Origin of the sequence: Marinobacter lacisalsi, assembly GCF_042651045.1 — a bacterium.
Classification (GTDB): domain Bacteria; phylum Pseudomonadota; class Gammaproteobacteria; order Pseudomonadales; family Oleiphilaceae; genus Marinobacter; species Marinobacter lacisalsi.
Genome location: NZ_JBHSDI010000012.1, coordinates 12,262 through 36,389 on the forward strand (window position 1 = coordinate 12,262; position 24,128 = coordinate 36,389).

The following is a 24,128-nucleotide window of genomic DNA, read 5'->3' on the forward strand; positions in this document are numbered from 1 at the left end:
CTCATTCTCCAGCCCGGTAGCGGTAGGTTCTGGCGACGACCTGCATATCAAGCTGATCCGCATTACCGCTTTTTGGTGTAATGGTGAAATCGTGAAGCGTGACGATCCGGGGCAACCCCGCAACACTGCTGACGAAAGAGGCCAGTTCATGGTAGGAACCACTAACCTGGATACTGATCGGCAGCTCGACATAGAAATCACGCTGCTGCTCGCTTTCCAGCTGGATTTCCTGCAACGACAGGCCACTGCCGAGCGCGGTATTGGTAATATCCTCCAGCAGTCCCGGCACTTCAGTGTCACTGGGCAGCTGACGCACCAGTGCGCCAAAGGTTTCCTCCATCTCCACCATTTGCTGCTTGAAAACATCCAGGTTGGCCACTTGATACGCCTTGCGCTCGTACTCCTCGCGCAATTCCGCTTCCTGGCGCTCTACGCGCTCTAGCTGTGCATACTGATCCTTGATAAAGAACCAGTAGCCACCACCAGCAATGAGGCCGACAATGATCAGCGTTACGATAAATTTGATGGGGGCCGGCCAGATACCGGCGTTGTTGACATCAAGATCATTGATATCAAAGTCGTTCAGGCTTTTGAGAGAGTCCGAAAGGCTCACTGGTTGCTCTCCTCTTCCGGCTCGGGCGTAGTCTGGCTCACCGACAGCTTGAAGTCGCTGTAGCCATCACGGCGATCGTCAGCGGCGGCGACACTGGTAAGATTAGGATTCGTGAACCACTCGGAGCGTTCAAAATTCCTCATCAGGGTGGATATCCGGCTATTGGACTCGGCCATGCCCTCAATACTCAGGCTGTCCTTGGTCTTGCTGAGGTCCGTGTAGAACAACCCCTCCGGCAGGGTACGAACCAATTCGTCAAAGACACGAACGATCACCGGACGCTTGCCCTGTAGATCCTGAATAACCTCCATTCGAGCCAACAACTCTTCCCGCTTCTTGCGAAGTTGCTCGATCTCCTTGATCTGGCTGTCCAGCTTACGTGAAGCCGCTTCGATATAATCGTTACGGGACTCCTGGTAGGCAATGCGGTTATCCATATCCGTCTTCCACAGGAACACCAGGCCCGCTGCCACAATGGCGGCCCCCAGCAAGGTAGTGAAGAACCGTTTCTTTTTCTCCGCCCTGAGCTCCTCTCGCCAGGGCCTGAGGTTAATCTTGGCCATCAGTCAAAGCTCCTCATTGCCAGTCCACAGGCAATCATCAGCGAGGGTGCATCATTGGTCAGTGCCGATGCATTCACCCGGGAGCCTACTGCCATATCAGAGAAGGGGTTCGCCACGATGGTGGTCGTGGCCGTCTTCTCCTCGACCATTTCAGCCAGACCCTGGATGGAAGCGGTACCGCCGGCAAGGAGAACGTAGTCCACGGCGTTATACTGACTCGCACCGAAGAAGAACTGCAGAGCCCTGGCTACCTGTTGGACAACGGCCTCCCTGAACGGCTCGAGCACCTCGGCCTCGTAGTCGTCAGGCAGGCCGCCCTGCTTCTTGGCCAGCCCGGCTTCCTCCACCGACAGCCCATACCGGCGCTGAATTTCTTCCGTCAACTGCTTACCCCCGAAAATCTGTTCACGGGTGTAAACGGTCTCGCCTCCGGCCAGCACGCTGAGCGTGGTCATGGTGGCGCCGATATCGACGATCGCCACCACCAGTTCCTCACCGTGAGAATCCAGCTGCGGCTCAATCAGCGAGTAGGCGCGCTCCAGAGCGTAGGCCTCGACATCGACGATTTTGGCCGTAAGACCGGCAATCTCCAACGCATCCTCGCGGATGTCGACGTTCTCCTTACGGCACGCAGCCAGCAGAACATCAACCTGATCCGGATTGGTTTCAGAGGGCCCCTGGACTTCGAAGTCGATGGCCACTTCGTCAAGGGGATAGGGAATATACTGGTCAGCCTCGAGAGCAATCTGGTCTTCCAGCTCGAACTCGTTGAGCCCGGCATTCATCTGGATGACCTTGGTAATCACCGCCGAGCCGGACACGGCAACCGCAGTCTGCTTGACCCCGGTGCGAGCCTTGCTGATGACCCGCTTGATGGCGTCACCCACAGCCTCGACATCGGTGATGTTTTTCTCGACAACCGCATTGGCTGGCAGGGGCTCGACAGCGTGGCTTTCCACTTTGTAGCGACTGCCCTGCTTCGATAGCTCCAGCAGTTTGACCGAGCTGGAGCTGACGTCCACACCCAGTACGGTACTGGATTTTTTTCCTGGTAATCCGAACACGCGCTCACCTTATACCTGGACAACCTTACGTCTGACGTTCGCCAGACTCCGGCCGTAAAACCCTGGCCTGACTGCTTTATACGCTGTAGTTCTTGTATTACTGCGCAGCAGTTCCCTTTATATGATTTTTATGTAAGAGAATTTCTCGTGTTTTAGGTCTACAATGCCCCCTCGTTGTTTTGAGAGGTTGCCGGAGCATTGACTCCTTTTAACACCTAAAGCGATTTCTCAAATGATAGACTTATATCCAACAGTTGTCAGAAAAAAATGTCCCGACTGATTACAGCATCACGCTTCTTCATCTGGCTGGCCATTCTTGGGGCCAGTTCCGCCATGCTCGTTGCAGCTGGCTTCTACCTGCACCTTCGACCGGGCCTGCCGGCGGTACACCAGTTACTGGATACCCGCCTGCAGACGCCACTCAGGATCTACTCCTCGGATGACAGATTAATAGCAGAATTCGGGGAAAAGAGAAGGACGCCTGTCACAATCGACCAAATCCCCGAAAAACAGCTACAGGCCTTCCTGGCTGCGGAGGACGCACGCTTCTACGATCACTTCGGGGTCGACGTGATCGGCCTTGGACGTGCGGCGGTGGAACTGGCATCCACTGGTGAGATCCAGTCTGGCGGCAGCACCATCACCATGCAGGTGGCGCGCAATTACTTTCTCACCCGCGACAAAACCTTCGCCCGTAAATTCAACGAGATATTGCTGTCTTTTCAGATCGAGAAAGAGCTGGACAAAGCCACCATCCTTGAGCTCTACCTGAACAAAATTTACCTGGGCAACCGGGCCTACGGCCTGGCCGCAGCCTCACAGGTTTACTATGGCAAGCCCGTCCCGGAGCTGAACCTGGCCCAGATGGCCATGCTCGCCGGCTTGCCCAAGGCCCCCTCCGCTTACAACCCGCTCGCCAACCCGGACCGGGCCAAGGTGCGCAGAGACTGGATTCTGGGCCGGATGGCCACGTTAGGCTATATCACAGCGGATGAACGCGACAAAGCACTCAGCCAGCCGCTGACCGCCCAGTACAACGCTACCCGAACGGAAGTGAGCGCTGACTACGCGGCCGAAATGGCGAGGGCAGAGATGGTCGCACGCTACGGGGACTCCGCCTACAGTGACGGCTTCCGTGTCACCCTGACAGTCAACAGCGACGACCAGGCCGCAGCCACGAACGCACTGCAACGCGGCCTGGAAGCCTACGACCAGCGCCACGGCTACCGCGGCCCTGCCGGAACCACCGACCAGGTGCCCGCAGACGAGGAAACCTATCGGGACATCCTGGAAGCCTACCCGCGCGTCGAGGATCTTTACCCCGTACTGATCACCGCCATCAGCGACGAGAACAACCAGGCAGCGGCCTGGTCCCGGCACCTCGGCGAAGGCTTCATTCCCTTCAACACCATGACCTGGGCGCGGCAGTTCCGCAGTACCAACGCGATGGGCCCAGAACCGTCGAAGGTATCGGATGTGTTATCCACCGGCGATATCGTCTACGTTCGCCGGCAGCCGGCAGAAGAGCAAAGCGCGGAGACAGTCGCCAGCGACAGTGACATTGCCGACAACGAGACCACCATGGACGAAAATGCCGCTCCCGTCATTGCGCCAGTTTCCATGGCGCTCTCGCAGGTTCCGGACGTACAGGGGGCACTGATCTCCCTCGAAGCCAAGTCAGGCGCCATCCAGGCCCTGTCCGGTGGTTACAGCTTCGGGCAGAACAAGTACAACCGGGCCATACAGGCACGTCGCCAGCCCGGCTCCACGTTCAAGCCCTTCATTTACCTGCACGCTCTGGAGCAGGGAATGACGCCGGCCACCATCTACAATGACGCCCCCATTGTTCACCAGGGCGACGAAATGGAACCGGGCTGGCGCCCGGAAAATGCCAGCGGCGAGTTCGACGGCCCCACGCGCCTCAGGGAAGCTCTGTACCGGTCCCGGAACCTGGTCTCCATCCGCCTGCTGCAGGATCTTGGCGTTGACGACACGGTGGCCTTTCTTGACCGGTTAAAACTCCCCACCGAACACCTCCACCGCGACCTCTCCCTCGCCTTGGGCAGCGGCTCGATGACACCAATGGATATGGCGAGGGCATTCGCTGTTATCGCCAATGGCGGTTATGACGTGCAGCCCTACCTGATCCAGACCATCGAGAACAGCTACGGAGACGTACTCTACGAAGCACCTCCAGCCATCCTGTGTGATCGCAACTGCGACCAGCTCAGGGAAAACAGCCCCACCCCCATTGTGGGCTTCCCGGCTATTCGCGTTGCGGAACGACTGGCCGACGAGCGCGCAGTGTATATCCTGCATTCCATGCTCAAGGACGTCATCAAACGAGGCACCGGCACCGGCGCCCGCGTACTGGAACGTGACGACCTGGCCGGCAAGACCGGCACCACCAACGAGCAGAAAGACGCCTGGTTCTCAGGCTTCAACCATGAGATTGCCACCACCACCTGGGTGGGCTTTGACCAGCCGGCAACCCTGGGCTTTCGGGAGTTCGGCGGCACGGCAGCGCTGCCCATCTGGGTCGACTACATGCGCGAGGCACTGGATGGGATGCCTGCGTCCCATATGAAACAACCGCGAGGCATTGTTCGCGTAAGAATCGACCCGGCCTCAGGCGATCGCGCGGCTCCCGGACAGGAAAACGCCATCTCGGAAATTTTCCGCTCCAATAACGTTCCTGAGCGAACTGCAGGAAACGGACTCAGTGGCGACGACGACGCCAACCTGCCACGCAACCTCTTCTAGAAATCCAATAACCCGGTCCGGATAGCGTTCTTCCGGACTGGGCACCTGCCCCAACCTCAGCAGGCCCTGTACCCCAGACTTTTCCTGCGCCCACAAAAAAACCGACGGCTCTCACCGTCGGTTTTTTCATAGCTGCTTCGCTGACAATCAGCGAATATCGTCCATGGACTTCAGCGGGTAGTGCTCCGGGTAGCCATTTCGGGCCACACCGGAATCCACAGCAGCGCGGGCTACCGCAGCCGGCACCACATCCAGCAAACGGACATCCAGCGGCTTGGGAATGATGTACTCCTTACCGAACTCAAAGCTGCCCACGCCATAGGCTTCACAGATCTCGGCGGGAACAGGCTCTTTCGCCAGCTCACGGATAGCGTGAACCGCAGCCACCTTCATCTCTTCATTAATAGCAGTGGCACGTACGTCCAGTGCACCGCGGAAAATGAACGGGAAGCCGAGAACGTTGTTTACCTGGTTCGGGTAGTCGGAACGACCCGTTGCCATAATAAGGTCGCTGCGAGCCTCAAGAGCCAGTTCCGGTTTGATTTCCGGGTCCGGGTTGGAGCAGGCAAACACGATCGGGTTCGGCGCCATCTTGTTCAGCTGATCAACCGAGAACAGATCGGGGCCAGACAGCCCCAGGAAAACGTCCGCACCATCAATGGCGTCATCAAGGGTGCGCTTGTCCGTATCATTGGCAAACATCGCCTTGTACTGGTTCAGATCATCACGACCTGAATGGATCACGCCCTTGCGGTCCAGCATGTAGATGTTCTCGGAGCGAACACCACAGCTGACCAGCAGCTTCATGCAGGCGATAGCCGCCGCACCAGCGCCCAGGCAGACCACCTTGGCCTCATCAATCTTCTTGCCCTGAAGCTCCAGCGCGTTGATCATGCCGGCGGCAGTCACAATGGCTGTGCCATGCTGGTCATCATGAAAAACCGGCACGTTACACTTTTCAATCAGAGCGCGCTCGATCTCGAAACACTCCGGCGCCTTGATGTCCTCAAGATTGATGCCACCGAAGGTATCGGCAATACGCTCTACAGTCTCGATGAACGCCTGCGGGCTTTCCGAGTTGACCTCGATATCGAACACATCGATACCGGCAAAGCGCTTGAACAGAACACCCTTGCCTTCCATTACCGGCTTGCTGGCCAGCGGGCCGAGATTGCCGAGGCCCAGGATAGCGGTGCCATCGGAGATCACCGCAACAAGGTTGCCCTTGCCGGTGTACTTGTATGCATTCTCGGGGTCCTTCGCGATCTCGCGGACCGGTTCGGCAACCCCGGGACTGTACGCCAGCGACAGATCGCGGGAGGTCTGGGTCGGCTTGGTGATTTCAACACTCAGCTTACCCGGCCGCGGCTGGGCGTGATATTCAAGGGCTGCTTCTTTCAGATCTTGAGACATTGCCACTGTTCCGTTTGTCACGTTAAAAAAGGGACGCATTTCGACCATTCGCGGATTGACGCCGATACCCGGCTCCACAAATGTTAGCGCGCCATTATGGACTGAAGCCTGTCACCAGACAAGGGCCGAAATCCGCAATACCCACTACACTCACATTAAGGCCAGCCACAAAAAAAGCACCCCTCAGGGTGCTTTTCGACGTTTCAGTGCTCGTTGCGAGCGGCGGGCAATCAGCCCTTCCTGCCACCGATACGGCCACCGAAGCGCTTCTGGAACCGGTCAATACGACCAGCAGTGTCCATGACCTTCTGCTTACCGGTGTAGAACGGGTGGCACTGGGAGCATACGTCCAGCTGTAGATCCTGACCAAAGGTCGAGCGGGTCTTGAATACATTGCCGCAGCTACAGCTTGCGGTAATGTCGTAATACTTGGGGTGAATACCTTCTTTCATGGCGAACCTCTTCCGGTCATGCCGCCACCTGGTCACCGGGACTGACAATCGTTTTTACAACGACTTTCAATACCTTGGCGCCGGGCACCGCATGTTTGAATCCAGTGGAAAGACAGGGCACAATCAACCCCGCCTGAAACAGACCGCGCATCTTACGTGCAAATGCCCGCTGACGCAAGATACGCAACGCCCGAAACACGTGCCATGTACGCCCCGGGTGGCTCAGCAGATCAGCGAATTAACCAAACGGGACAACTAGTGAGTCAGACTGTACGCGTTGCCCTCAACCGCCCCCTCAGGCGCCTGTTTGACTATAGCGCACCCGACGACCTTGAGCTCATACTCGGCCAACGGGTGCGGATCCCCTTCGGGCCCCGGTCTGCCACGGGGCTGGTGGTGGATATCGGGGTCACGCCCCCTGAAGGTATTACCCTGAAGCCCGTAACGTCAGTGGCTGAACCCTGGCCGGCCCTGCCTGCGGAAACTGTAAAGCTGCTCAGCTGGGCATCCAGCTACTATCAGCATCCACTGGGAGAATGCCTGTTCATGGCCCTGCCCCCGGCCCTCCGCAAGGGCCGGCCTGCAGAGCTGAAAGACAGGGACAAGTGGTGGGCAGCAAACGAACCGGCCTCCGCTGACGACTTGCCAGGCAAGGCACACAAACAGCAGGCCCTTCTTCGACTATTGAAGGACGCCACACAGGCCGTCCCCTGGAACCAGCTCCGTCAGCAAGGGTTCACCCTCAAACAGGTGCAGGCGCTGGCCGACAAGTCGCTGATCAGCGAGGTTGAACCCCCGGGCATGGAAACACCCGCCGCCACCGGATCAGCCGCCACCCCGACCCTGACCCTGACCGCCGCCCAACAGAGGGCCGCAGACGCTTTGCCGGAGCGAAAGGGCTTCTCCGCCTCACTTCTCTATGGCATCACCGGCAGCGGCAAGACAGAACTCTACCTGCATTATCTGAAAAGGGAACTGCATGAAAACGGGCAGGCCCTGGTACTGGTACCGGAAATCAACCTGACACCACAAACGGTGGCCCGGTTCCGCAAGTACTTCGGCGACAGAATCGTGGTCTGGCACTCAGCCCTGAACGACAGCCAGCGCCTTGAAACCTGGCTGCGGGTCCGCAATGGGGAGCCGGTCATCCTTATTGGTACCCGCTCGGCCGTATTGCTGCCGTTTACCGCATTACAGGCCATAGTCGTGGACGAAGAGCACGACAGCTCCTACAAACAGGGCGAAGGTTTTCGTTATTCCGCCCGCGACCTTGCCGTGTTCAGGGCCAGGGAAAACCAGTGTCCCGTCATCCTGGGAACAGCGACGCCATCCCTGGAAACACTGCAGAATGCAGCTGCCGGCAAGTATCTCAAGGTGGATCTCACCGAGCGCGTGGGCGAAGCCCGACCACCAAATCTCAGGCTGCTGGACATCCGCAGCCGGCCACTGACTGGCGGCCTGTCACGACCGGCAATGGAAGACATCCGCGCGACCCTGGAAGCCAACCAGCAGGTACTGGTGTACATCAACCGTCGCGGCTTTGCGCCCGTACTGATGTGCTTCGATTGTGGCCACATCGCCGAATGCCCCCACTGCGACACGCACCTCACCTACCACCGGCGGGATCGCGCATTGCGATGCCACCACTGCAATTACCAGCAGCCAGCATTCACACGCTGCCCGAAGTGCTCCGGCGAGGCCTGCAAGCCGGTGGGCCAGGGCACAGAGCAGACCGAAGAGATCCTCACCGCGAGCTTTCCGGAGGTCCCGGTGCTCCGCATCGACCGGGACAGCACCCAGCGCAAGGGCAGCATTCAGACCATTCTGAAACAGGTCAACTCCGGCGCCCCCTGCATTCTGGTCGGCACCCAGATGGTCGCCAAGGGCCACGATTTTCCCAATGTAACCCTGGTGGTCGTGGTGAATGCTGACGGCGGGCTATTCAGCGTCGACTTCCGGGCTCCGGAGCAGATGGTGCAGACCCTGCTGCAGGTCAGTGGCCGGGCCGGTCGGGGAGCAAAGCCCGGCCAGGTACTGATACAGACCTGCCACAGCGACCACCCTCTGCTCACCACCATCGCCCGGGGCGATTACCTGTCCATAGCCCGCCAGCTCCTGGCGGAAAGAGAGCGCAACGGCCTCCCTCCCTTCCGGTCCATGGCTGTGATACGGGCCGAAGCCCCCACCATGGAAGCCGCCCTGGCCTTCCTGGACCAGGTCCGCAAGGATCTACCCGACAGTAAGCTGGAAATCTGGGGGCCCCTGCCCGCCACCCTGGCGCGCAAAGCCGACCGTCATCGGGCCCAGTTGGTGCTGCAATCATCGAACCGGGGCAGCCTGAACCGGATCCTGGCACAACTCTGCGCTCATGTTGACCAGCAACGCCTCTCCCCCGGCCTGCGCTGGCTGGTGGATGTCGACCCGCTGGAAACCGGTTAGGCGCCCGGCAACACCCCATCGGATTTTGCTAACCCCCGCCCTTTCCGGGATAATAGCCGCCCTCAAACCTGTACGTTGTTTGTCCAGTCAGATCGACCAGGCGAACCCATATCCTGAAGCAAGGGTCACCGGAAAGCATGAAAGACACCGTCACCGAACTCCTCGGCGCGGCACTGGCCGCCCTTCAGTCAGAGGGCACCCTGCCCGCGGACCAGACATTTACTCCGCAGGTGGGCAACACCAAGGACAAGGCCCACGGCGACTATGCCTGCAACATAGCGCTGGTGGCTGCCAAGGCTGCCGGCTGCCCGCCGCGACAACTGGCCGAGGCCCTGATCGCCAGGTTGCCCGAGAGCCCGGCGGTGGCCAAGGTGGAAATCGCAGGCCCCGGTTTCATCAACTTTTTCATGACCGCTGAAAGCGCCATCAGCATTGCCGCCGAGATCCTGGAACAGGGCTCCCGGTTCGGCCGCAACAACAGCGGTCAATCCAGCCGGGTGCAGGTGGAGTTTGTGTCGGCCAACCCCACCGGCCCCCTGCATGTAGGCCATGGCCGGGGAGCGGCCATCGGTGACAGCCTCTGCCGTCTGCTGGAAGCCAACGGCTACGATGTCACCCGCGAGTTCTATTACAACGATGCCGGCGCCCAGATCGATAACCTGGCGAAATCCGTCCAGGCCCGGGTCAAAGGCCTGGGTCCCGACGACGCATCCTGGCCGGAAGACGGCTACCGGGGCGAGTACATCAACGATGTCGCCCAGTCCTACCTGAAGGGCGAAACGGTGACCGCAGACGACCGCGAAGTCACCGGCAAGGCCGACCCGGAAGATAGTCAGGCTATCCGCGAGTTTGCTGTGGCCTACCTGCGCCGGGAGCAGGACCTGGACCTCAAAGCCTTCGGGGTGGAGTTTGACGTCTACTTCCTGGAGTCTTCCCTGTATCAGGACGGCAAGGTGGAAGCCACCGTAAAGCGCCTGCAGGAGAACGGCTACACCTACGAACAGGACGGCGCCATGTGGCTCAGGACCACCGAGTTCGGTGACGACAAGGACCGGGTCATGCGCAAGAAGGATGGTGGCTACACCTACTTCCTGCCAGACGTGGCCTACCATCTCGACAAGTGGCAACGCGGCTTCACCACCGTCATCAACGAACAGGGAGCTGACCACCACTCCACGGTAACCCGGGTACGTGCGGGCCTGCAGGCACTGAAGGCCGGAATTCCCCAAGGCTGGCCCGACTACGTGCTGCACCAGATGGTCATGGTTACCCGCTCCGGCCAGGAGGTTAAAATCTCCAAGCGGGCCGGTAGCTACGTGACCGTTCGTGACCTGATCGACGAAGTGGGCCGCGATGCCACCCGCTTCTTCCTGGCCGCGCGGCGGGTGGACTCGCAGCTCACGTTCGATATTGACCTTGCCCGCTCCCAGACCAACGAAAACCCCGTGTACTACATCCAGTACGCCCACGCCCGCATTTGCAGCGTGTTACGGAAACTGGCCGGGGAACACGGTATCGAGCGGGGTCGCAACGAGGTGGCAGGGGATCTGGCCCTGCTGACCCTGGACGAGGAAAAGGAACTGGCCAACCAGCTGGCCAAGTACCCCGAGTTGGTCCGCACGTCTGCCGACGCCCGCGAGCCACATCACCTGACCCATTACCTGCGGGAACTGGCAGGGCTCTTCCATACCTATTACAACGCCCACAAGGCACTGGTGGACGACCCGGCCCTGCGTGACGCCCGCCTGACGCTGTATCTGGCCGTTCGCCAGGTGATCGCCAATGGCCTGGACCTGTTGGGCATCAGCGCCCCGGAAGAAATGTAAGCAACAGGAGAGCCACCTTGGCCAGGGATTATGCTCGCAAACAGCGCCAGTCATCCGGAAAGGGAGCGGTCAACCATAGACCGCCTCCCCGGGAATCCCGTGCCCGGCCAGTAAAACCCAAGCGCGCCCCACGACCACCTGCGTCTGGGGCCCCGAAACAAAACGGAGGACTGTCTGTGCGCTGGATACTGTCACTCGCGGTGGTCGGTGGTTTTATCGGCTTCATTGTCTACCTGAATACACTGGAGACTGACGGCAACGCGACATCCGTAACGGAGCAAAAGCCCACCGTCAGCCAGCCGGCGAAACCGGCCCCGGATGCCGACGGGGATACCGCCCGGGAGCAACCCAAGTTCAAGTTCTACGACATGCTGCCGGAATCGGAAGTGGTGCCCCCCAACGTGGAGGAGTACGCCCCCAGCCCTGATACCCAGAATTTCCGTTACCTGGTTCAGGCCGGCTCCTTCCGCACTGAGGAAGACGCCGAGCGTCAGCGCGCCCAGATCGCCTTTCAGGGACTGCGTGCCAGCGTATCCCGCGCTGATGTCGAGGAAGGCAGCACCTGGTACCGGGTCAATGTCGGCCCCTTCGACAGTCGCAGCCAGATGAATTCCGCCGTGGACAAGCTGGTGGCTATCAATATCCAGCCGCTGGTGCGCAAGATTCCGAAGGAATAACCTCAGCCGGTGGAACGGCGCCTTGAAATCCCGCATACAGGCGCCATATCTCGGAAATCACTTCGATTTCAGGAAATGGAGCCCCGATGACCACAATACTTTCAGTTCGCCGCGGCGATGAAGTTGCCCTGGGCGGCGATGGCCAAGTGTCCCTGGGCAATACCGTCATGAAAGGCAACGCCCGCAAGGTACGCCGACTCTACAATGGCCAGGTGCTGGCCGGTTTTGCCGGCGGAACAGCCGATGCCTTTACCCTTTTCGAGCGCTTCGAAGCCCAGCTGGAAAAACATCACGGCAATCTCACCCGGGCGGCGGTGGAGCTGGCCAAGGACTGGCGAACAGACCGGGCGCTACGACGACTGGAAGCCCTGCTGGCAGTGGCTGACAAGACAGCCTCGTTGATCATTACCGGTAATGGTGATGTTATCGAACCTGAACAGGGGCTGATTGCCATTGGCTCCGGCGGCCCCTTCGCCCAGGCTTCCGCCCGGGCCCTGCTGGAAAACACCGAACTCAGCGCCCACGAGATTGTCGAGAAGGGCCTGGATATCGCTGCCGACATCTGCATCTACACCAATCACAATCGCACCCTTGAAGTGCTTTCAGCCAACGACTGAACCGGAGCTACCATGTCTGCAATGACTCCCCGCGAGATTGTCCACGAGCTGAACAAACACATCGTTGGCCAGGATGAAGCCAAGCGCGCTGTCGCCATTGCCCTGCGCAATCGCTGGCGTCGCATGCAGCTCGACAGCACCCTGCGGGACGAAATCACCCCCAAGAACATCCTGATGATCGGCCCCACCGGCGTGGGCAAGACGGAAATTGCCCGTCGCCTCGCCAAGCTGGCCGATGCCCCCTTCCTCAAGGTGGAGGCCACCAAGTTTACCGAGGTGGGCTACGTCGGCCGTGATGTGGAGTCCATTATCCGTGACCTGGCGGATATGGCCATCAAGATGCTGCGGGAAAAGGAAATGAAGCGGCACGAGAATCGGGCCCTGGACGCGGCCGAGGAGCGCATTCTCGACGCCCTGCTGCCACCACCGCGTAACTTCCAGGAAGACAGCCAGCCAAAGGAAGACTCCTCCACCCGCCAGCTTTTCCGCAAGAAGCTGCGGGAAGGTCAGCTGGATGATAAGGAAATCGAGATCGACTTGCGCAACTCCGCCGCTGGCGTTGAAATCATGGCGCCGCCAGGCATGGAGGAAATGACCAGCCAACTCCAGAACATGTTCTCCAACCTGTCCCAGGACCGCAGCAAGACCCGCAAGATGAAAGTGGCAGACGCCATGAAGCAGGTAAAGGACGAGGAGGCGGCCAAGCTGGTCAACGAGGAAGAGATCAAGCAGAAGGCCATCGAGTCCGTCGAGCAGAACGGCATTGTTTTCGTGGATGAGATCGACAAGGTGGCCAAACGCTCCGAGAACACCTCCGCAGACGTTTCCCGGGAAGGGGTACAACGGGACCTTCTGCCACTGATTGAAGGCAGCACCGTCAGCACCAAGTACGGCTCGGTGCGCACCGACCACATCCTGTTTATCGCCTCCGGCGCCTTCCACCTGTCCAAGCCATCGGACCTGATTCCGGAGCTGCAGGGGCGACTGCCCATCCGGGTGGAACTGCAGGCGCTGTCACCGGAAGATTTCCGCCGTATCCTGACCGAGCCGGACGCGTCGCTGGTGCAACAGTACGAGGCTCTTCTGGGCACGGAAGGTGTCAATCTCACCTTCACTGACGATGCCATCGAACGGCTGGCCGAAGTCGCCTGGAAGGTCAACGAAACCACGGAGAACATCGGCGCCCGCCGCCTGCATACCGTAATGGAGCGGCTACTGGAAAGCCTTTCCTTTGATGCCGGCGACAAAGTGACCAACGAGTTCGAGGTAACGGCAGAGTACGTGGATGAGAAACTCGGCGATCTGTCCGAAGACGAAGACCTCAGCCGCTATATCCTGTAGCTGCCCGATCCAGCCATCCCGTGGCAGGGGCCGGCAATACGGCCCCTGCCCCGATCAGGACAATAACCATGAGCCATCGCCCTACCGACATTCGCATCCGGCGGCAAAGCCAGCTCCTGCGGCTGGACTATGCTGATGGCAGCTGCTGGGAACTCCCCTTTGAGTTGCTGCGGGTATACTCCCCCTCGGCAGAGGTACGGGGCCACGGAGCCGGACCTGGCACCCTGCAAACCGGCAAGAAAGAGGTACTGGTCACGGGCGCCGAAATGGTGGGCAACTACGCCCTGAAACTGACCTTCAGCGACGGCCACGATTCCGGCCTGTACAGCTGGGACTACCTGTGGGATCTGGGTGAGAATCAGGAACGCTACTGGCAGAGCTATCTGGACCGCCTGGCACAGGAAGGGGGAAAGCGGGAATCAGGCCCCCAGACCCATCATTGAAATCACGGGCAATGGCTACTGAGCCTTGCCAAGCACCTGACTGACACTACCCAGCACGCCTTTTTTCTGTTTCCGCTTCCGTTTCTTTGCCACGTAGAGAGGCAGGGTTTCCCCGTAAAGGGCTGTACTGATGGTACGCTCGCTATCTTCCAGTACCTTCCGGTTCAGCCTGATACCGTGCCTGGCCAGCACCGGCTCGAGCTGGTCTGCCCTTCGCAGCAAATCTCTTCGGGTCATCTGGTAGGCGTGTTCGCACACCTGTCGTCGCGACCGGAAACTGAAAACACTGGAGAAAAACAGCACGGCATCATCCCTCGTCGGCTCAAACAGTATCACCTCGCGGCCAGGATAGTCCCGGTCGTATTGGGCAAGCCCTTTCTGGATGCGAGAGTGCACCATTGTGCGATACATCTGAGACAACAAGTTAGGCATACCTGCCCCCGTGAGCTCGTCCGCTGCCATGGTTCCCGCTGCTTCGGCGGCACGGGCATCAATAGGAACCTGCGGATTGATTGCCAATACCAGATCCGCACCATGATCCAAAGCCACGGACGCATGCAGCCCCTTGCGTAACGTGCCGTCCACACAATAACGCCCCTCTACCTGCACCGGTATATACAGCCCCGGTGACGCCATACTGGCCTGAATAGCCCGGGATACCGGGATGTGGTCCAGCCCTTCCTCTCCGAAGCAGACCGACTCTGTGGTTTCCACGTCGGCAGCAATCACGAACAGCCTGCGTCGCAGCTTGCGAAAATCATTGGTACGCCCGGACGTGGTGAAAGCCCGGGCCAGGTACTCTTCCAGAGCCGAGTTGTCGAACAGCCCAGCCGGTGCGGCCTGGGCCAGGATGGTCATGGCCTCCAGAAAACTCTGGTCATGGGGGTTGCGCAGAAAACGGGTGACAGCGCTGGACAGCAGCCCCGGCACGGCTCGCAGACGCCGGCCCAGTTCCCTCACCGCCGGCCGGTAGAAGACTTCCGGGTGAAAAGGATGCACTTCCGACTCGTGCCGCACAAAGATCCGGCAAAGCTGGGCGGTGGTCAGCTGGTTGGCGAGGTTGGCGGCCACAAAGCCACCGGCATTTACCCCAACGTATACGTCAAGGTCATTAAAATCCAGGCCATCCAGAGCCTCATCCAACGCCCGCAACGCGCCAATTTCATAGATGCCGCCGAGTGGTCCGCCACCACCCAGCGCCAGGCCAATTCGGGGTGTGGGTCTGAGCTGGGTTGGTTCCGTGGTCATGGTACTCGCTCCCGATACGGTCAATGGGCCTTGACACCAAACACTCAGTCGACCGGGGGTAACTGCTGCCCAGGTGTCATACCCGGATATCCAAATTACCAGCCGGAATTAGAATACTCACCTCAATTTCTGGCAAAAGGATGACAGACGCCACCTACGGCGTTACCGGGCACTCTCATAAGTTGGAACAGGCACCGAGGAACGGCTTGGCCTCAGGTAACGGGCAAACCCGGCACCACGCAAGGCCAGGTCGACACAGCTCTTGATCACGTGGGGGGAATCCAGCAGCAGCACGTCTTCCAGAAGTTGCGCTGCCCATTCACGGCTGATGCTGCGGATCACCGACTTGACCTTGGGCAGACTGGCAGCGTTCATGGACAGGGCATCGTACCCCATGGCCATCAGAAGCAGGGCGCCGCCGGGGTCACCGGCCAGTTCACCGCAGATGGTCACCGGCTTGCCCACGGAGTGGGCGTCCTGGGCAATACGCACCAGTGCCTGGAGGACGGCCGGATGGTAGGAATGGTAAAGCTGGGCAACCCGGGGATTGTTGCGATCCACTGCCAGCAGGTACTGGGTCAGGTCGTTTGACCCCACGGACAGGAAGTCCACCCGTTCCGCCAGCTCCCGAACCTGATAGACCGCCGCCGGCACCTCGATCATCACTCCCACCCGGGGCATGTGGATCTGGTAGCCCTCTTCCCGCACTTCATGGTACACCCGGTAAATCAGGTGCAGCGACTCCTCCACCTCGGAAACGTTGCTGATCATCGGCAGCATGATCTGCAGGTTGTTGAAGCCCTCGCTGGCCTTGAGCATGGCCCGCACCTGAACCAGGAAGATCTCCGGGTGATCCAGACTGATGCGGATACCGCGCCAGCCCAGGAACGGGTTTTCCTCGTTGATCGGAAAGTAGCTCAGCGCCTTGTCACCACCAATGTCCAGAGTACGCATGGTGACCGGATTGGGGGCAAAGGCTTCCAGCTGCTCCCGGTAGTACTGCCGCTGTTCATGCTCGGAGGGGAAACGTTCCTTGATCATGAACGGCACTTCAGTCCGGTACAGACCAATGCCTTCTGCACCGTGGCTCAGGGAGCGGACCACATCGGTCATCAGGCCGGTATTGACCAGCAGCGAAACCCGATGCCCGTCGGTGGTGATGCACGGCTTGTCCCGCAGGGCCTCCAGCCCACGGAACAGTTCGTCTTCTTCCTCGCAGATTTCCTCATAGAAGTGGCGTAATTCCGCTGACGGTGAAGCAAAAATCTGACCCTCGAAGCCGTCAACGATCAGCTCCTTGCCATCGAGCTGGTTCACCGGGATGTCCACCAGGCCCATCACCGTAGGCACCCCCATCGCCCTGGCAAGAATGGCCACGTGAGAGTTGCTGGAGCCACGGACGGACACCAGGCCCACCAAACGACCACGGGGCACTTCCCCCAGCATGGCGGGCGTCAGCTCCTCACTGACCAGCACCGTTCCTTCCGGGTAGTCCACCTGTCTGGTGTCACCTTCCTGGAGATGGGACAGTATGCGCCGGCCCAGGTCGCGGATATCCACTGCCCGCTCCCTCAGGTAATGATCATCCATCATCTCGAAGTGACGCACATACTGGTTGACGACCTGCTTCAGGGCCCCCTGAGCCCACAGGCCGTCGTTGCGAATTCGATTGACCACTTCCCCCGGCAGGGCATTATCCCCCAGCATCCTCAGGTAGACGTCAAAGAGGGCCTGCTCTTCCGGACGCAGCTTGTCCGACAGCCGCTCGGATACCTTCTGGATATCCTCCTGAACAGCCTTCACCGCCTCCTGGAAGGCGGCCAGCTCACCCTCGGGGTTGTCGGTCGCCTTCTCCGGCACGGCATCCAGATCCGCTGGTGGGTAAACCACCACGCCACGCCCAATGGCCACACCCGGAGCCCCGGGTACACCGTTAAACGACACATCACGGGCTTCCTCCCCGGTAAGGGACAAGCCGCTGATGGCGCCAGTGGCCTCACTGTGGGCGATCACACCGGCCAGCTGCGCGGATACGGTAACCAGGAAGGCTTCTTCGCCCTCGTCAAAGTTCCGGGACGCTTCCCGCTGCTGCACAACCAGAACGCCCAGCACCCGGCGATGGTGAATGATTGGCACGCCCAGGAATGAGCGGAAGCGCTCTTCACCGGTTTCCGGAAAATAGCGATAGCGGGGATGGGAAGGGGCGTCCTCCAGATTAATGGGCTCTTCCCGGGAACCCACCAACCCTACGAGGCCCTCCGAGTGTGCCAGGCTGACCTTGCCCACAGCCTTTTTGTGGAGACCTTCAGTGGCCATGAGGATATAGCGGTTGGAGGCAGGATCCAGCAGGTAGACGGAGCACACCTCGGTGTTCATGGCTGCCTGTACCCGGGAAACGATAATGTCCAGCGACTCCTGCAGATCGCGGGCGCCATTCACTTCCTGAACAATACTTCGCAAGATACCGAGCATAGGGGGTGTCAATCCGTCATTGTTGTTGATCCTGCTGGCGCAGTGCTTCTTCGGCACGCTGCCACTGGTCTACGATGCTGAACAGCCGGGGGGCCAGCTCCCTCAGGGCCCGGCGATACACCTCCCGCTTGAATGACACCACCTGCCCCAGGGGGTACCAATAGCTGACCCATTGCCAGCCATCAAACTCCGGCGAATCCGTATGATCTACCCGCACGGATGCGTCCGGAGAAAGCATCCTCAGAAGGAACCATTTCTGTTTCTGGCCAACGCACACGGGGCGGGAGTTCTGCCTCACCATACGTCGCGGCAAGCGATAACGCAGCCAGCCCCGGGTGCAACTGATGATTTCCACATCCGCTGCACCAAGGCCGATCTCCTCAGCCAGCTCCCGGTAGAGGGCCTGTTCCGGTGACTCGTTATGCTTGATGCCACCCTGTGGAAATTGCCAGGAGTCCTGCCCGATTCTCCTCGCCCAAAGCACTTCGCCCTTGTGGTTGGCCAGAATGATTCCGACGTTGGGTCTGAAACCGTCTGAATCAATCACGGCACAGTCCTGTCTCAAAGTTGTTAACACGGGATCTGCGGTATCATCAGGGTGCAGAATCCCGGCGCCCTGTGTTCAGGGACTTTTATTCCAGATTGACTCCATTCTTACAGAAAGCCTACCGCTCGGCAAACGAAGCCGGCATTCTTTTCAGCGTGTTAGAATCGGTTATCAAAGCACTGTTTTAAGGAGACCACCCTTGACCCTGGCCATATTTGACCTGGACAACACCCTGCTGGCGGGCGACAGTGACCACGCCTGGGGCGAATTCCTGGTGGACGCGGAACTGGTGGACGCGCAGACCCACCGCCAGCAGAACGACCAGTTCTATCAGGATTACCTGAACGGCGAGCTGGATATCCAGCGCTACCAGCGTTTCGCCCTGTCCGCCATTGCAGGCAGGGACCCGGAAGAGGTGGCCGTCTGGCGTCAGGCCTTTATGGACAGCCGCATCAAACCGCTTTACCAGAAGAAGGCGGATCGGTTACTGGCCACTCACCGCAACCAGGGCCACACCCTGATGATCATTACGGCCACCAACCGCTTCGTAACCGGCCCGATTGCCGAGGCCCTGGGCATAGAACACCTGATTGCCACCGAACCGGAGTTCCTGGACGGCCGCTACACAGGGGATATCACCGGCGTGCCCAGCTTCCAGGACGGCAAGGTACTAAGACTGCGACAATGGCTAAAAGACAATGATGCCACCCTGGAAGGCGCCTGGTTCTACAGTGACAGCCATAATGACCTGCCGCTGCTGAGACTGGTGGACAACCCGGTGGCAGTGGATCCGGATCCGACTCTCGAGAAGTACGCGAGGGAGCAGGGTTGGCCGGTAATGTCATTGAGGGATTGAAGCGAGCGCCCAAGTCCCGGACCTGATAAGCCCCTCTCCCTTGACGGGAGAGGGGTTGGGGTGAGGGTGGAGCAGGCAGCTCCCGAGTTTGGCCGCCTTTCACCCTCACCCTGGCCCTCTCCCATCAAGGGAGAGGGAATGGTAGACATCAGCTTCGGAGATAACGCCGCCAGCGGATAGCGAGGAGTTTTACAGAAACTCCGTCAGCGACCGCACAAAACATGCCTTGAGATAGTCAGTCTCCGGGATGCCCGGCACCATGGGATGATCCGGCCCCTGGTAGCCCTGCTCCAGAAGCTGCACGAAACGGTCCACTTTGCGCGCGCTGCCACGGATGATGTCCACCAGCTTGTCCCGGGACAGGTGCATGGAGCAGGAGGCGGACACAAGCAACCCGTCACGCTCCAGCAACCGGAGCGCCAGCTGATTCAGGCGGGCGTAGGCCTGCTCACCAGCCTTCTGGTCACGACGGCGGGGTATCAGCGCGGGCGGATCCAGCACCACAATATCGAACTTCTGCCTGTCGTCGCACAGACCTTTGAGCACATTGAAGGCATCTCCCTCCAGGGTGTCCACGTTGCCGAAACCGTTCAGGGCCGCATTGTGGTGAACCCCCTCCAGGGCCTGACGCGAGCTGTCCACACAAGTCACTGACGCCGCGCCACCCGCGGCAGCCTGCAACCCCCAGCCTCCGGCATAGCTGAACACATCCAGCACACGGCAACCCGCACTATACTGCTGCAGCCTCGCCCGGTTCATGCGGTGATCGTAGAACCAGCCGGTTTTCTGTCCGCCGGACAGCGGCACCTCAAAGCGCACACCGTTCTCCCGCACCTGCAGGGTTTCCACCGGCTCACCATCCACCTGCTCAACATAGGAAGACAAGCCTTCCACCGAGCGCATCTTGCCGTCATTCTTCAGGATGATGGCCCTGGGATGGACCAGACGCTGGATGCCCCGCACAATCGAGTCCTTCATGGACTCCATGCCCGCACTTGAAATCTGTACCACAACCACGTCGTCAAACCGGTCGATCACCAGGCCTGAAAGCCCATCGCCATCACCGTATACCCAGCGGTACCAGGGGTCGGGGAACACCCTGTCACGCAAAGTCAGCGCGACCTCCAGACGCTCGGTGAGGCGCTTCGGCGTCATGCCACTGTTCGGGTTACGGCTGATCAGCCGTCCGCATATCAGGGCATGAGGGTTTACAAACAGCGTGCCCAGAGGCTTGTCATTGGAAGCCCGCAGCTGGGCCTGGGCACCGGCCTCGAAATCAGTCAGCGGCGAGCGGCGGGTATCCACCTCGTTGCTGTACACCCAGAGATGCCCGGCCCGGAGACGCCGTTCGGCCCCCTTGCGCAGGTAGAGTATGGGGAAATCCATCAGGCACCAACCTTATGCATCGGCAAGCAGGTCACCATAGCCGGCTGAGTCCATCAGGCCTTCGAGTTCTCCCTTGTCGGCCAGCCTGACCCGGTACAACCAACCCTCGCCATAGGGATCCTCGTTGACCTTTTCGGGTTCGTCCTCCAATGCTTCGTTGATTTCGATGACTTCACCTGTGACCGGGCTGAACACATCGGAGGCGGACTTGACCGACTCGGCCACACCGGCCTCTTCGCCGCCAGTGACTGTGTCACCGACTTCCGGCAGACCGATGTAGACCACGTCACCAAGCTGCTCCTGGGCAAAATCGGTGATGCCAACGGTTGCCGTGCCGTCGTCGGACACACGCACCCACTGATGGGTCTCGATGTATTTGAGGTCGGCGGGTATTTCACTCATATCGATTATCCATGGCTGGAGAATTTGCCGCAGTTTACCGGAAACTGCACCGGAACAGGAACGCCAGAATGGCCGGCACCACCCGTTCGAACCGCTGGAAACGATGATCACCCCCCGGTTGTATCCAGGTCATTGCTCCGGGATGCTTCGCCAGAACCTCCCGGTAATCCAGTGTTTCATCCTCTGTCTGAACCAGAATAAACAGGTTTCCCGGATCGACCGCATCACCGGGTTCCATGGCCTCAAGCATCGAGGTATGGGCCGGCGTCAAGTTATAGTCTTCCCCGGTATAGGGGTTGTGCTGGGGCCCCAGATGATCCTGCAGCAGACGATGGGGCCAGGCGGCCGGATTGATCAATGCGGCCCTGACATTCAAACGGGCGGACAGCACAGACGCAAAGAACCCACCCATGGAACTGCCAATCACGCCGACGGGTCGACTGCCGGCGCTGGCGACGGCCTCGCCGGCACGCTTCAGGGCCAGCTCAGGGTCAAAGCCCAGCTCGGGCACAACCAACTCCACGCCGGGCGCGAGCTTCGGCAACAGGGCACGAAGCTCGGAGACCTTCCGGGATTTCGGGGAGCTGTTGAAGCCATGGAGATACACCAGCACGGGGCCGGTTGCGGAAGATGTCATGGGTTACACCTGATGGATTGCTTCAAGGGAAGCCATACAGTTTAAAGGCTGCCCCCGCCACAACGCATAAAACAGACAACCTCAGTAGCCGCTGCTGTCAGTATCCAGGTCGTACTGGAAATCCTTGGCACGAACAACGCCGGTGTCGATGGAGCCATCGCTGCCGAGGTCCAGCCAGCGGAACCCCGGTGCCTGGCGCTCCACCGAAAATTCCGTGGACCCGGCCTCGAACTGGATACAGGTGGAGGGCGTCGCCAGCAGGCGAACATCGCCCCGGTAGAGATCCAGGTCCTGGTGAATATGCCCCCAGAGCACACCACGGACGTTCTCGGAGCGGTCGATGATGCGCCAGAACTCCTCCCGGTTGGTAAGGCCAATGGGATTCATCCACTCGGTTTCGAGTTCAATCGGATGGTGGTGGAGGCTGACCAGCGCCGGACGCTCGGGATGGGCTGCCAGTGCTTCCTCCAGAAAAGCCAGCTCCCCGGGGTCCAGGTAACCATGCACCTGGCCCTTGACCGCGGAGTCCAGCATGATCACCTGCCACTGCCCGACCAGCATGTGCCTGCCAGCGGCCCGGTAATGCTGGGCAATCTCAGTCAACAATTCGCTGTCATCGTGATTGCCGGCCACCCAGCTTCCCTGGCAGCCAAACACGGAAACCTGCCTGGCAAACTCATGGTACGCGGTCTCGGACGCATCCTGGGCCAGGTCACCCGTCGCCAGCAGCAGGTCCGGATTACCGTACTGGTTCCGCGCACACTGCACCACGGCCTCCAGGCTGTCGCGGGTACGCACTCCCAGCAGGGAGCCGGCCGTATCAGCCATCAGGTGCGGGTCGGTAATCTGTAATACCCGGGCTGCCCGGCCATTGGCTGGGCTGACCATTACGGGTGACCTGTGATCTTTTGCGGGCATTGCGTTATTCATCCATCCACCAATGGTCTAGATACTAGACGGATTCTACGCAAACAACTTAAACATCAGTCACAAGTCGGATGGTATCGAGGCACACCTTTTACAATAGTTTACGCGACAGATGACATCACTAACCTTCAACACCGTCGGAATGATGCCACTGGCTACACTCAGGAATAACGTGACCGAACCTCAGGCAGTAGTCGAGCCAGTCAGCCACGAAGCCGTTCAGCTGCACTTTCTCATCCGGGTGATGCATAAAACGGTTGGGGTAATCGTTAACGGCAGCAATCTGTCGGTTACCGTAGAAGCTGATCACTTCCGCCATACTGGCATCGTGGTAAACCCTTACCGTCAGCTCGGGGTTATTGAGCCAGCGGCCGCTATTGTGCACCTGTTCGAGCAGAAGGGTTTCGGTATAGCGGGTCTGCTGCAGAACGGAAATACTGACCCGACCCAGGTAGTGGGATTCCCGGTGCAGGTCGAACTGAAGCACATCGGTGTCGTTGGTTTCCAGGTTACGCAGGCGACGCAAACGCTGGTAGTTGCCTTCACATAATGCGCCAAGACGCTGCAGGTCCGGCACATAACGGTGCCTGCGGAGGGTGGCGGCACTCATAGGCGGTTCCATTCATCCCGCAGGCGATCACGGTTCAGCTGCAGCCACTGTATGGCCATGATGGCGGCGGCATTGTTGATGCGACCATCGCGGATCATGTTGAAGGCTTCGTCAGCACTGAATACATGTGCCCGGATATCCTCGTGCTCATGGTCCAGCCCGAACAGCCCGCCGGCATTTGCGGTACCCACCTGCCCCACATAGAGGTAAACCATTTCAGTAGTACCACCCGGGGACACCAGGTATTCACAGATCTTCTCGAGACGATCAAAAGTCAGCCCGGCTTCTTCCTCCGCTTCGCGGTGGGCAACGTCTTCCGGGCTTTCACCGGCTTCGTTCATACCGGCCACCAGTTCCAGCAACCAGGGCGACTGGTCCCGCCCGATGGCTCCCATGCGGAATTGTTCCAGCAGCACAACTTCGTCCCGGGCGGGATCGTAAGGCAGCACACAGGTGGCGTCGCCGCGAACAAACAGTTCGCGGGTAAATTCCGGCATGATGGAGCCGTCAAACCGCGGATGGGTCAGCCGGACTTTATCCATGCGGAAAAAGCCCTGGAAAACCGTTTCCCGGCTGCGGATATCCACGTCGCTGGCCTTGAACTGGAAGGGTTCTGGCGTCTTCTCGGTCATGGTGATTCCGGGCTTGATGAGTAAATGAGCGTGATGGAGAACGATAGCCGGATGGTCTGCTGCTTTGCAAGTCAGGGTTTGTAGTTTGTCGGCTGTGGTGCAAGAGAGTCGGGGGCGAGGGGATCTTCCCAGACACGCCGTGAATACATCCCTGGCCGATTTTGCAGGAGCAAAAATCGGCCAGGGACGGATCCACGGCG

Annotated in this window: 22 protein-coding genes; 8 read left to right on the forward strand and 14 right to left on the reverse strand. The window is 59.6% G+C overall.

Annotated features, from left to right (window positions below; translation table 11 throughout):
- Window position 1: 1 nt before the first annotated feature.
- The 3 genes from pilO to ACFOZ5_RS08650 are packed head-to-tail and all read right to left on the reverse strand — an operon-like array spanning window position 2 to window position 2,240.
- Complete coding sequence (gene pilO, locus ACFOZ5_RS08640; RefSeq protein ID WP_379886639.1) at window positions 2–613, reverse strand: type IV pilus inner membrane component PilO; 612 nt, start codon at window positions 611–613, stop codon at window positions 2–4.
- On the reverse strand, window positions 610–1,176 hold the full coding sequence (locus tag ACFOZ5_RS08645) for a PilN domain-containing protein (protein WP_379886640.1): 567 nt from the start codon (window positions 1,174–1,176) through the stop codon (window positions 610–612). Before ACFOZ5_RS08645 ends, pilO begins: the two co-directional genes overlap by 4 nt.
- On the reverse strand, window positions 1,176–2,240 hold the full coding sequence (locus ACFOZ5_RS08650; RefSeq protein WP_379886641.1) for a pilus assembly protein PilM: 1,065 nt from the start codon (window positions 2,238–2,240) through the stop codon (window positions 1,176–1,178). Before ACFOZ5_RS08650 ends, ACFOZ5_RS08645 begins: the two co-directional genes overlap by 1 nt.
- Before the next feature lie 267 nt (window positions 2,241–2,507).
- Here ACFOZ5_RS08650 and ACFOZ5_RS08655 point away from each other — a divergent pair, with 267 nt between their 5' ends.
- Window positions 2,508–5,003 (forward strand): penicillin-binding protein 1A, encoded by a 2,496-nt coding sequence (locus ACFOZ5_RS08655; protein ID WP_449288622.1) that lies wholly within the window; start codon window positions 2,508–2,510, stop codon window positions 5,001–5,003.
- A 147-nt stretch (window positions 5,004–5,150) separates the two neighbouring features.
- On the opposite strand, the gene ACFOZ5_RS08660 is transcribed toward ACFOZ5_RS08655, so the two are convergent.
- Window positions 5,151–6,416 carry a malic enzyme-like NAD(P)-binding protein gene (locus tag ACFOZ5_RS08660; RefSeq protein WP_379886642.1) on the reverse strand — a complete coding sequence of 422 codons (1,266 nt, stop codon included), beginning with the start codon at window positions 6,414–6,416 and terminating at the stop codon, window positions 5,151–5,153.
- A 230-nt stretch (window positions 6,417–6,646) separates the two neighbouring features.
- Window positions 6,647–6,868: a 50S ribosomal protein L31 gene (gene rpmE, locus ACFOZ5_RS08665; protein WP_379886643.1), complete on the reverse strand. Its 222-nt coding sequence runs from the start codon at window positions 6,866–6,868 to the stop codon at window positions 6,647–6,649.
- A gap of 258 nt (window positions 6,869–7,126) precedes the next feature.
- On the opposite strand from rpmE, the gene ACFOZ5_RS08670 reads away from it, so the two are divergent.
- From ACFOZ5_RS08670 to ACFOZ5_RS08695, 6 genes are all read left to right on the forward strand, one after another.
- Window positions 7,127–9,307 carry a primosomal protein N' gene (locus tag ACFOZ5_RS08670; protein ID WP_379886644.1) on the forward strand — a complete coding sequence of 727 codons (2,181 nt, stop codon included), beginning with the start codon at window positions 7,127–7,129 and terminating at the stop codon, window positions 9,305–9,307.
- Window positions 9,308–9,444: 137 nt separating this feature from the next.
- Complete coding sequence (gene argS / locus ACFOZ5_RS08675; RefSeq protein WP_379886645.1) at window positions 9,445–11,133, forward strand: arginine--tRNA ligase; 1,689 nt, start codon at window positions 9,445–9,447, stop codon at window positions 11,131–11,133.
- A gap of 176 nt (window positions 11,134–11,309) precedes the next feature.
- Window positions 11,310–11,810: an SPOR domain-containing protein gene (locus ACFOZ5_RS08680; RefSeq protein ID WP_379886646.1), complete on the forward strand. Its 501-nt coding sequence runs from the start codon at window positions 11,310–11,312 to the stop codon at window positions 11,808–11,810.
- 86 nt (window positions 11,811–11,896) lie between these two features.
- On the forward strand, window positions 11,897–12,427 hold the full coding sequence (hslV, locus tag ACFOZ5_RS08685) for an ATP-dependent protease subunit HslV (RefSeq protein WP_379886647.1): 531 nt from the start codon (window positions 11,897–11,899) through the stop codon (window positions 12,425–12,427).
- A gap of 12 nt (window positions 12,428–12,439) precedes the next feature.
- Entirely contained in the window at window positions 12,440–13,768 is a 1,329-nt protein-coding gene (gene hslU, locus ACFOZ5_RS08690; protein ID WP_379886648.1) for an ATP-dependent protease ATPase subunit HslU, read from the forward strand.
- A gap of 68 nt (window positions 13,769–13,836) precedes the next feature.
- Entirely contained in the window at window positions 13,837–14,211 is a 375-nt protein-coding gene (locus ACFOZ5_RS08695; RefSeq protein ID WP_379886649.1) for a gamma-butyrobetaine hydroxylase-like domain-containing protein, read from the forward strand.
- Between the two features lie 15 nt (window positions 14,212–14,226).
- Here ACFOZ5_RS08695 and ACFOZ5_RS08700 read toward each other — a convergent pair whose 3' ends face one another.
- From ACFOZ5_RS08700 to ACFOZ5_RS08710, 3 genes are all read right to left on the reverse strand, one after another.
- A complete protein-coding gene (locus ACFOZ5_RS08700) occupies window positions 14,227–15,459 on the reverse strand; it encodes a patatin-like phospholipase family protein (RefSeq protein WP_379886650.1) in 1,233 nt (410 codons plus the stop codon).
- A gap of 162 nt (window positions 15,460–15,621) precedes the next feature.
- Window positions 15,622–17,931: a phosphoenolpyruvate--protein phosphotransferase gene (gene ptsP / locus ACFOZ5_RS08705; protein ID WP_379886651.1), complete on the reverse strand. Its 2,310-nt coding sequence runs from the start codon at window positions 17,929–17,931 to the stop codon at window positions 15,622–15,624.
- Window positions 17,932–17,947: 16 nt separating this feature from the next.
- A complete protein-coding gene (locus ACFOZ5_RS08710) occupies window positions 17,948–18,478 on the reverse strand; it encodes an RNA pyrophosphohydrolase (RefSeq protein ID WP_379886652.1) in 531 nt (176 codons plus the stop codon).
- A gap of 199 nt (window positions 18,479–18,677) precedes the next feature.
- Between ACFOZ5_RS08710 and ACFOZ5_RS08715 the strand changes: the two genes are divergently transcribed.
- The gene (locus ACFOZ5_RS08715) at window positions 18,678–19,334 is read left to right on the forward strand and encodes a histidinol-phosphatase (RefSeq protein ID WP_379886653.1); all 657 of its coding nucleotides are present in this window, start codon (window positions 18,678–18,680) and stop codon (window positions 19,332–19,334) included.
- A gap of 189 nt (window positions 19,335–19,523) precedes the next feature.
- On the opposite strand, the gene ACFOZ5_RS08720 is transcribed toward ACFOZ5_RS08715, so the two are convergent.
- The 6 genes from ACFOZ5_RS08720 to nudF all read right to left on the reverse strand — a co-directional run bounded on the left by ACFOZ5_RS08720 (window position 19,524) and on the right by nudF (window position 23,928).
- A complete protein-coding gene (locus ACFOZ5_RS08720) occupies window positions 19,524–20,720 on the reverse strand; it encodes a class I SAM-dependent rRNA methyltransferase (protein WP_379886654.1) in 1,197 nt (398 codons plus the stop codon).
- A gap of 12 nt (window positions 20,721–20,732) precedes the next feature.
- Entirely contained in the window at window positions 20,733–21,122 is a 390-nt protein-coding gene (gene gcvH, locus ACFOZ5_RS08725) for a glycine cleavage system protein GcvH (RefSeq protein ID WP_379886655.1), read from the reverse strand.
- Between the two features lie 34 nt (window positions 21,123–21,156).
- Window positions 21,157–21,759, reverse strand: coding sequence for a YqiA/YcfP family alpha/beta fold hydrolase (locus tag ACFOZ5_RS08730; protein ID WP_379886656.1), 603 nt, complete (start codon window positions 21,757–21,759; stop codon window positions 21,157–21,159).
- Between the two features lie 81 nt (window positions 21,760–21,840).
- A complete protein-coding gene (gene cpdA, locus ACFOZ5_RS08735) occupies window positions 21,841–22,647 on the reverse strand; it encodes a 3',5'-cyclic-AMP phosphodiesterase (protein ID WP_379886657.1) in 807 nt (268 codons plus the stop codon).
- Between the two features lie 160 nt (window positions 22,648–22,807).
- Window positions 22,808–23,296 (reverse strand): DUF1249 domain-containing protein, encoded by a 489-nt coding sequence (locus tag ACFOZ5_RS08740; protein WP_379886658.1) that lies wholly within the window; start codon window positions 23,294–23,296, stop codon window positions 22,808–22,810.
- On the reverse strand, window positions 23,293–23,928 hold the full coding sequence (nudF, locus tag ACFOZ5_RS08745; RefSeq protein ID WP_379886659.1) for an ADP-ribose diphosphatase: 636 nt from the start codon (window positions 23,926–23,928) through the stop codon (window positions 23,293–23,295). Before nudF ends, ACFOZ5_RS08740 begins: the two co-directional genes overlap by 4 nt.
- Window positions 23,929–24,128 lie beyond the last annotated feature (200 nt).

Excerpts from the sequence above, each read along its gene's own strand:
- ACFOZ5_RS08645 (WP_379886640.1), bottom strand. The coding sequence starts at position 1,176 with ATGGCCAAGATTAACCTCAGGCCCTGGCGAGAGGAGCTCAGGGCGGAG.
- ACFOZ5_RS08655 (WP_449288622.1), top strand. The coding sequence starts at position 2,508 with ATGTCCCGACTGATTACAGCATCACGCTTCTTCATCTGGCTGGCCATT.
- ACFOZ5_RS08660 (WP_379886642.1), bottom strand. The coding sequence starts at position 6,416 with ATGTCTCAAGATCTGAAAGAAGCAGCCCTTGAATATCACGCCCAGCCG.
- rpmE (WP_379886643.1), bottom strand. The coding sequence starts at position 6,868 with ATGAAAGAAGGTATTCACCCCAAGTATTACGACATTACCGCAAGCTGT.
- argS (WP_379886645.1), top strand. The coding sequence starts at position 9,445 with ATGAAAGACACCGTCACCGAACTCCTCGGCGCGGCACTGGCCGCCCTT.
- hslV (WP_379886647.1), top strand. The coding sequence starts at position 11,897 with ATGACCACAATACTTTCAGTTCGCCGCGGCGATGAAGTTGCCCTGGGC.
- hslU (WP_379886648.1), top strand. The coding sequence starts at position 12,440 with ATGTCTGCAATGACTCCCCGCGAGATTGTCCACGAGCTGAACAAACAC.
- ACFOZ5_RS08695 (WP_379886649.1), top strand. The coding sequence starts at position 13,837 with ATGAGCCATCGCCCTACCGACATTCGCATCCGGCGGCAAAGCCAGCTC.
- ACFOZ5_RS08700 (WP_379886650.1), bottom strand. The coding sequence starts at position 15,459 with ATGACCACGGAACCAACCCAGCTCAGACCCACACCCCGAATTGGCCTG.
- ptsP (WP_379886651.1), bottom strand. The coding sequence starts at position 17,931 with ATGCTCGGTATCTTGCGAAGTATTGTTCAGGAAGTGAATGGCGCCCGC.
- ACFOZ5_RS08720 (WP_379886654.1), bottom strand. The coding sequence starts at position 20,720 with ATGGATTTCCCCATACTCTACCTGCGCAAGGGGGCCGAACGGCGTCTC.
- gcvH (WP_379886655.1), bottom strand. The coding sequence starts at position 21,122 with ATGAGTGAAATACCCGCCGACCTCAAATACATCGAGACCCATCAGTGG.
- ACFOZ5_RS08730 (WP_379886656.1), bottom strand. The coding sequence starts at position 21,759 with ATGACATCTTCCGCAACCGGCCCCGTGCTGGTGTATCTCCATGGCTTC.
- cpdA (WP_379886657.1), bottom strand. The coding sequence starts at position 22,647 with ATGGTCAGCCCAGCCAATGGCCGGGCAGCCCGGGTATTACAGATTACC.
- ACFOZ5_RS08740 (WP_379886658.1), bottom strand. The coding sequence starts at position 23,296 with ATGAGTGCCGCCACCCTCCGCAGGCACCGTTATGTGCCGGACCTGCAG.
- nudF (WP_379886659.1), bottom strand. The coding sequence starts at position 23,928 with ATGACCGAGAAGACGCCAGAACCCTTCCAGTTCAAGGCCAGCGACGTG.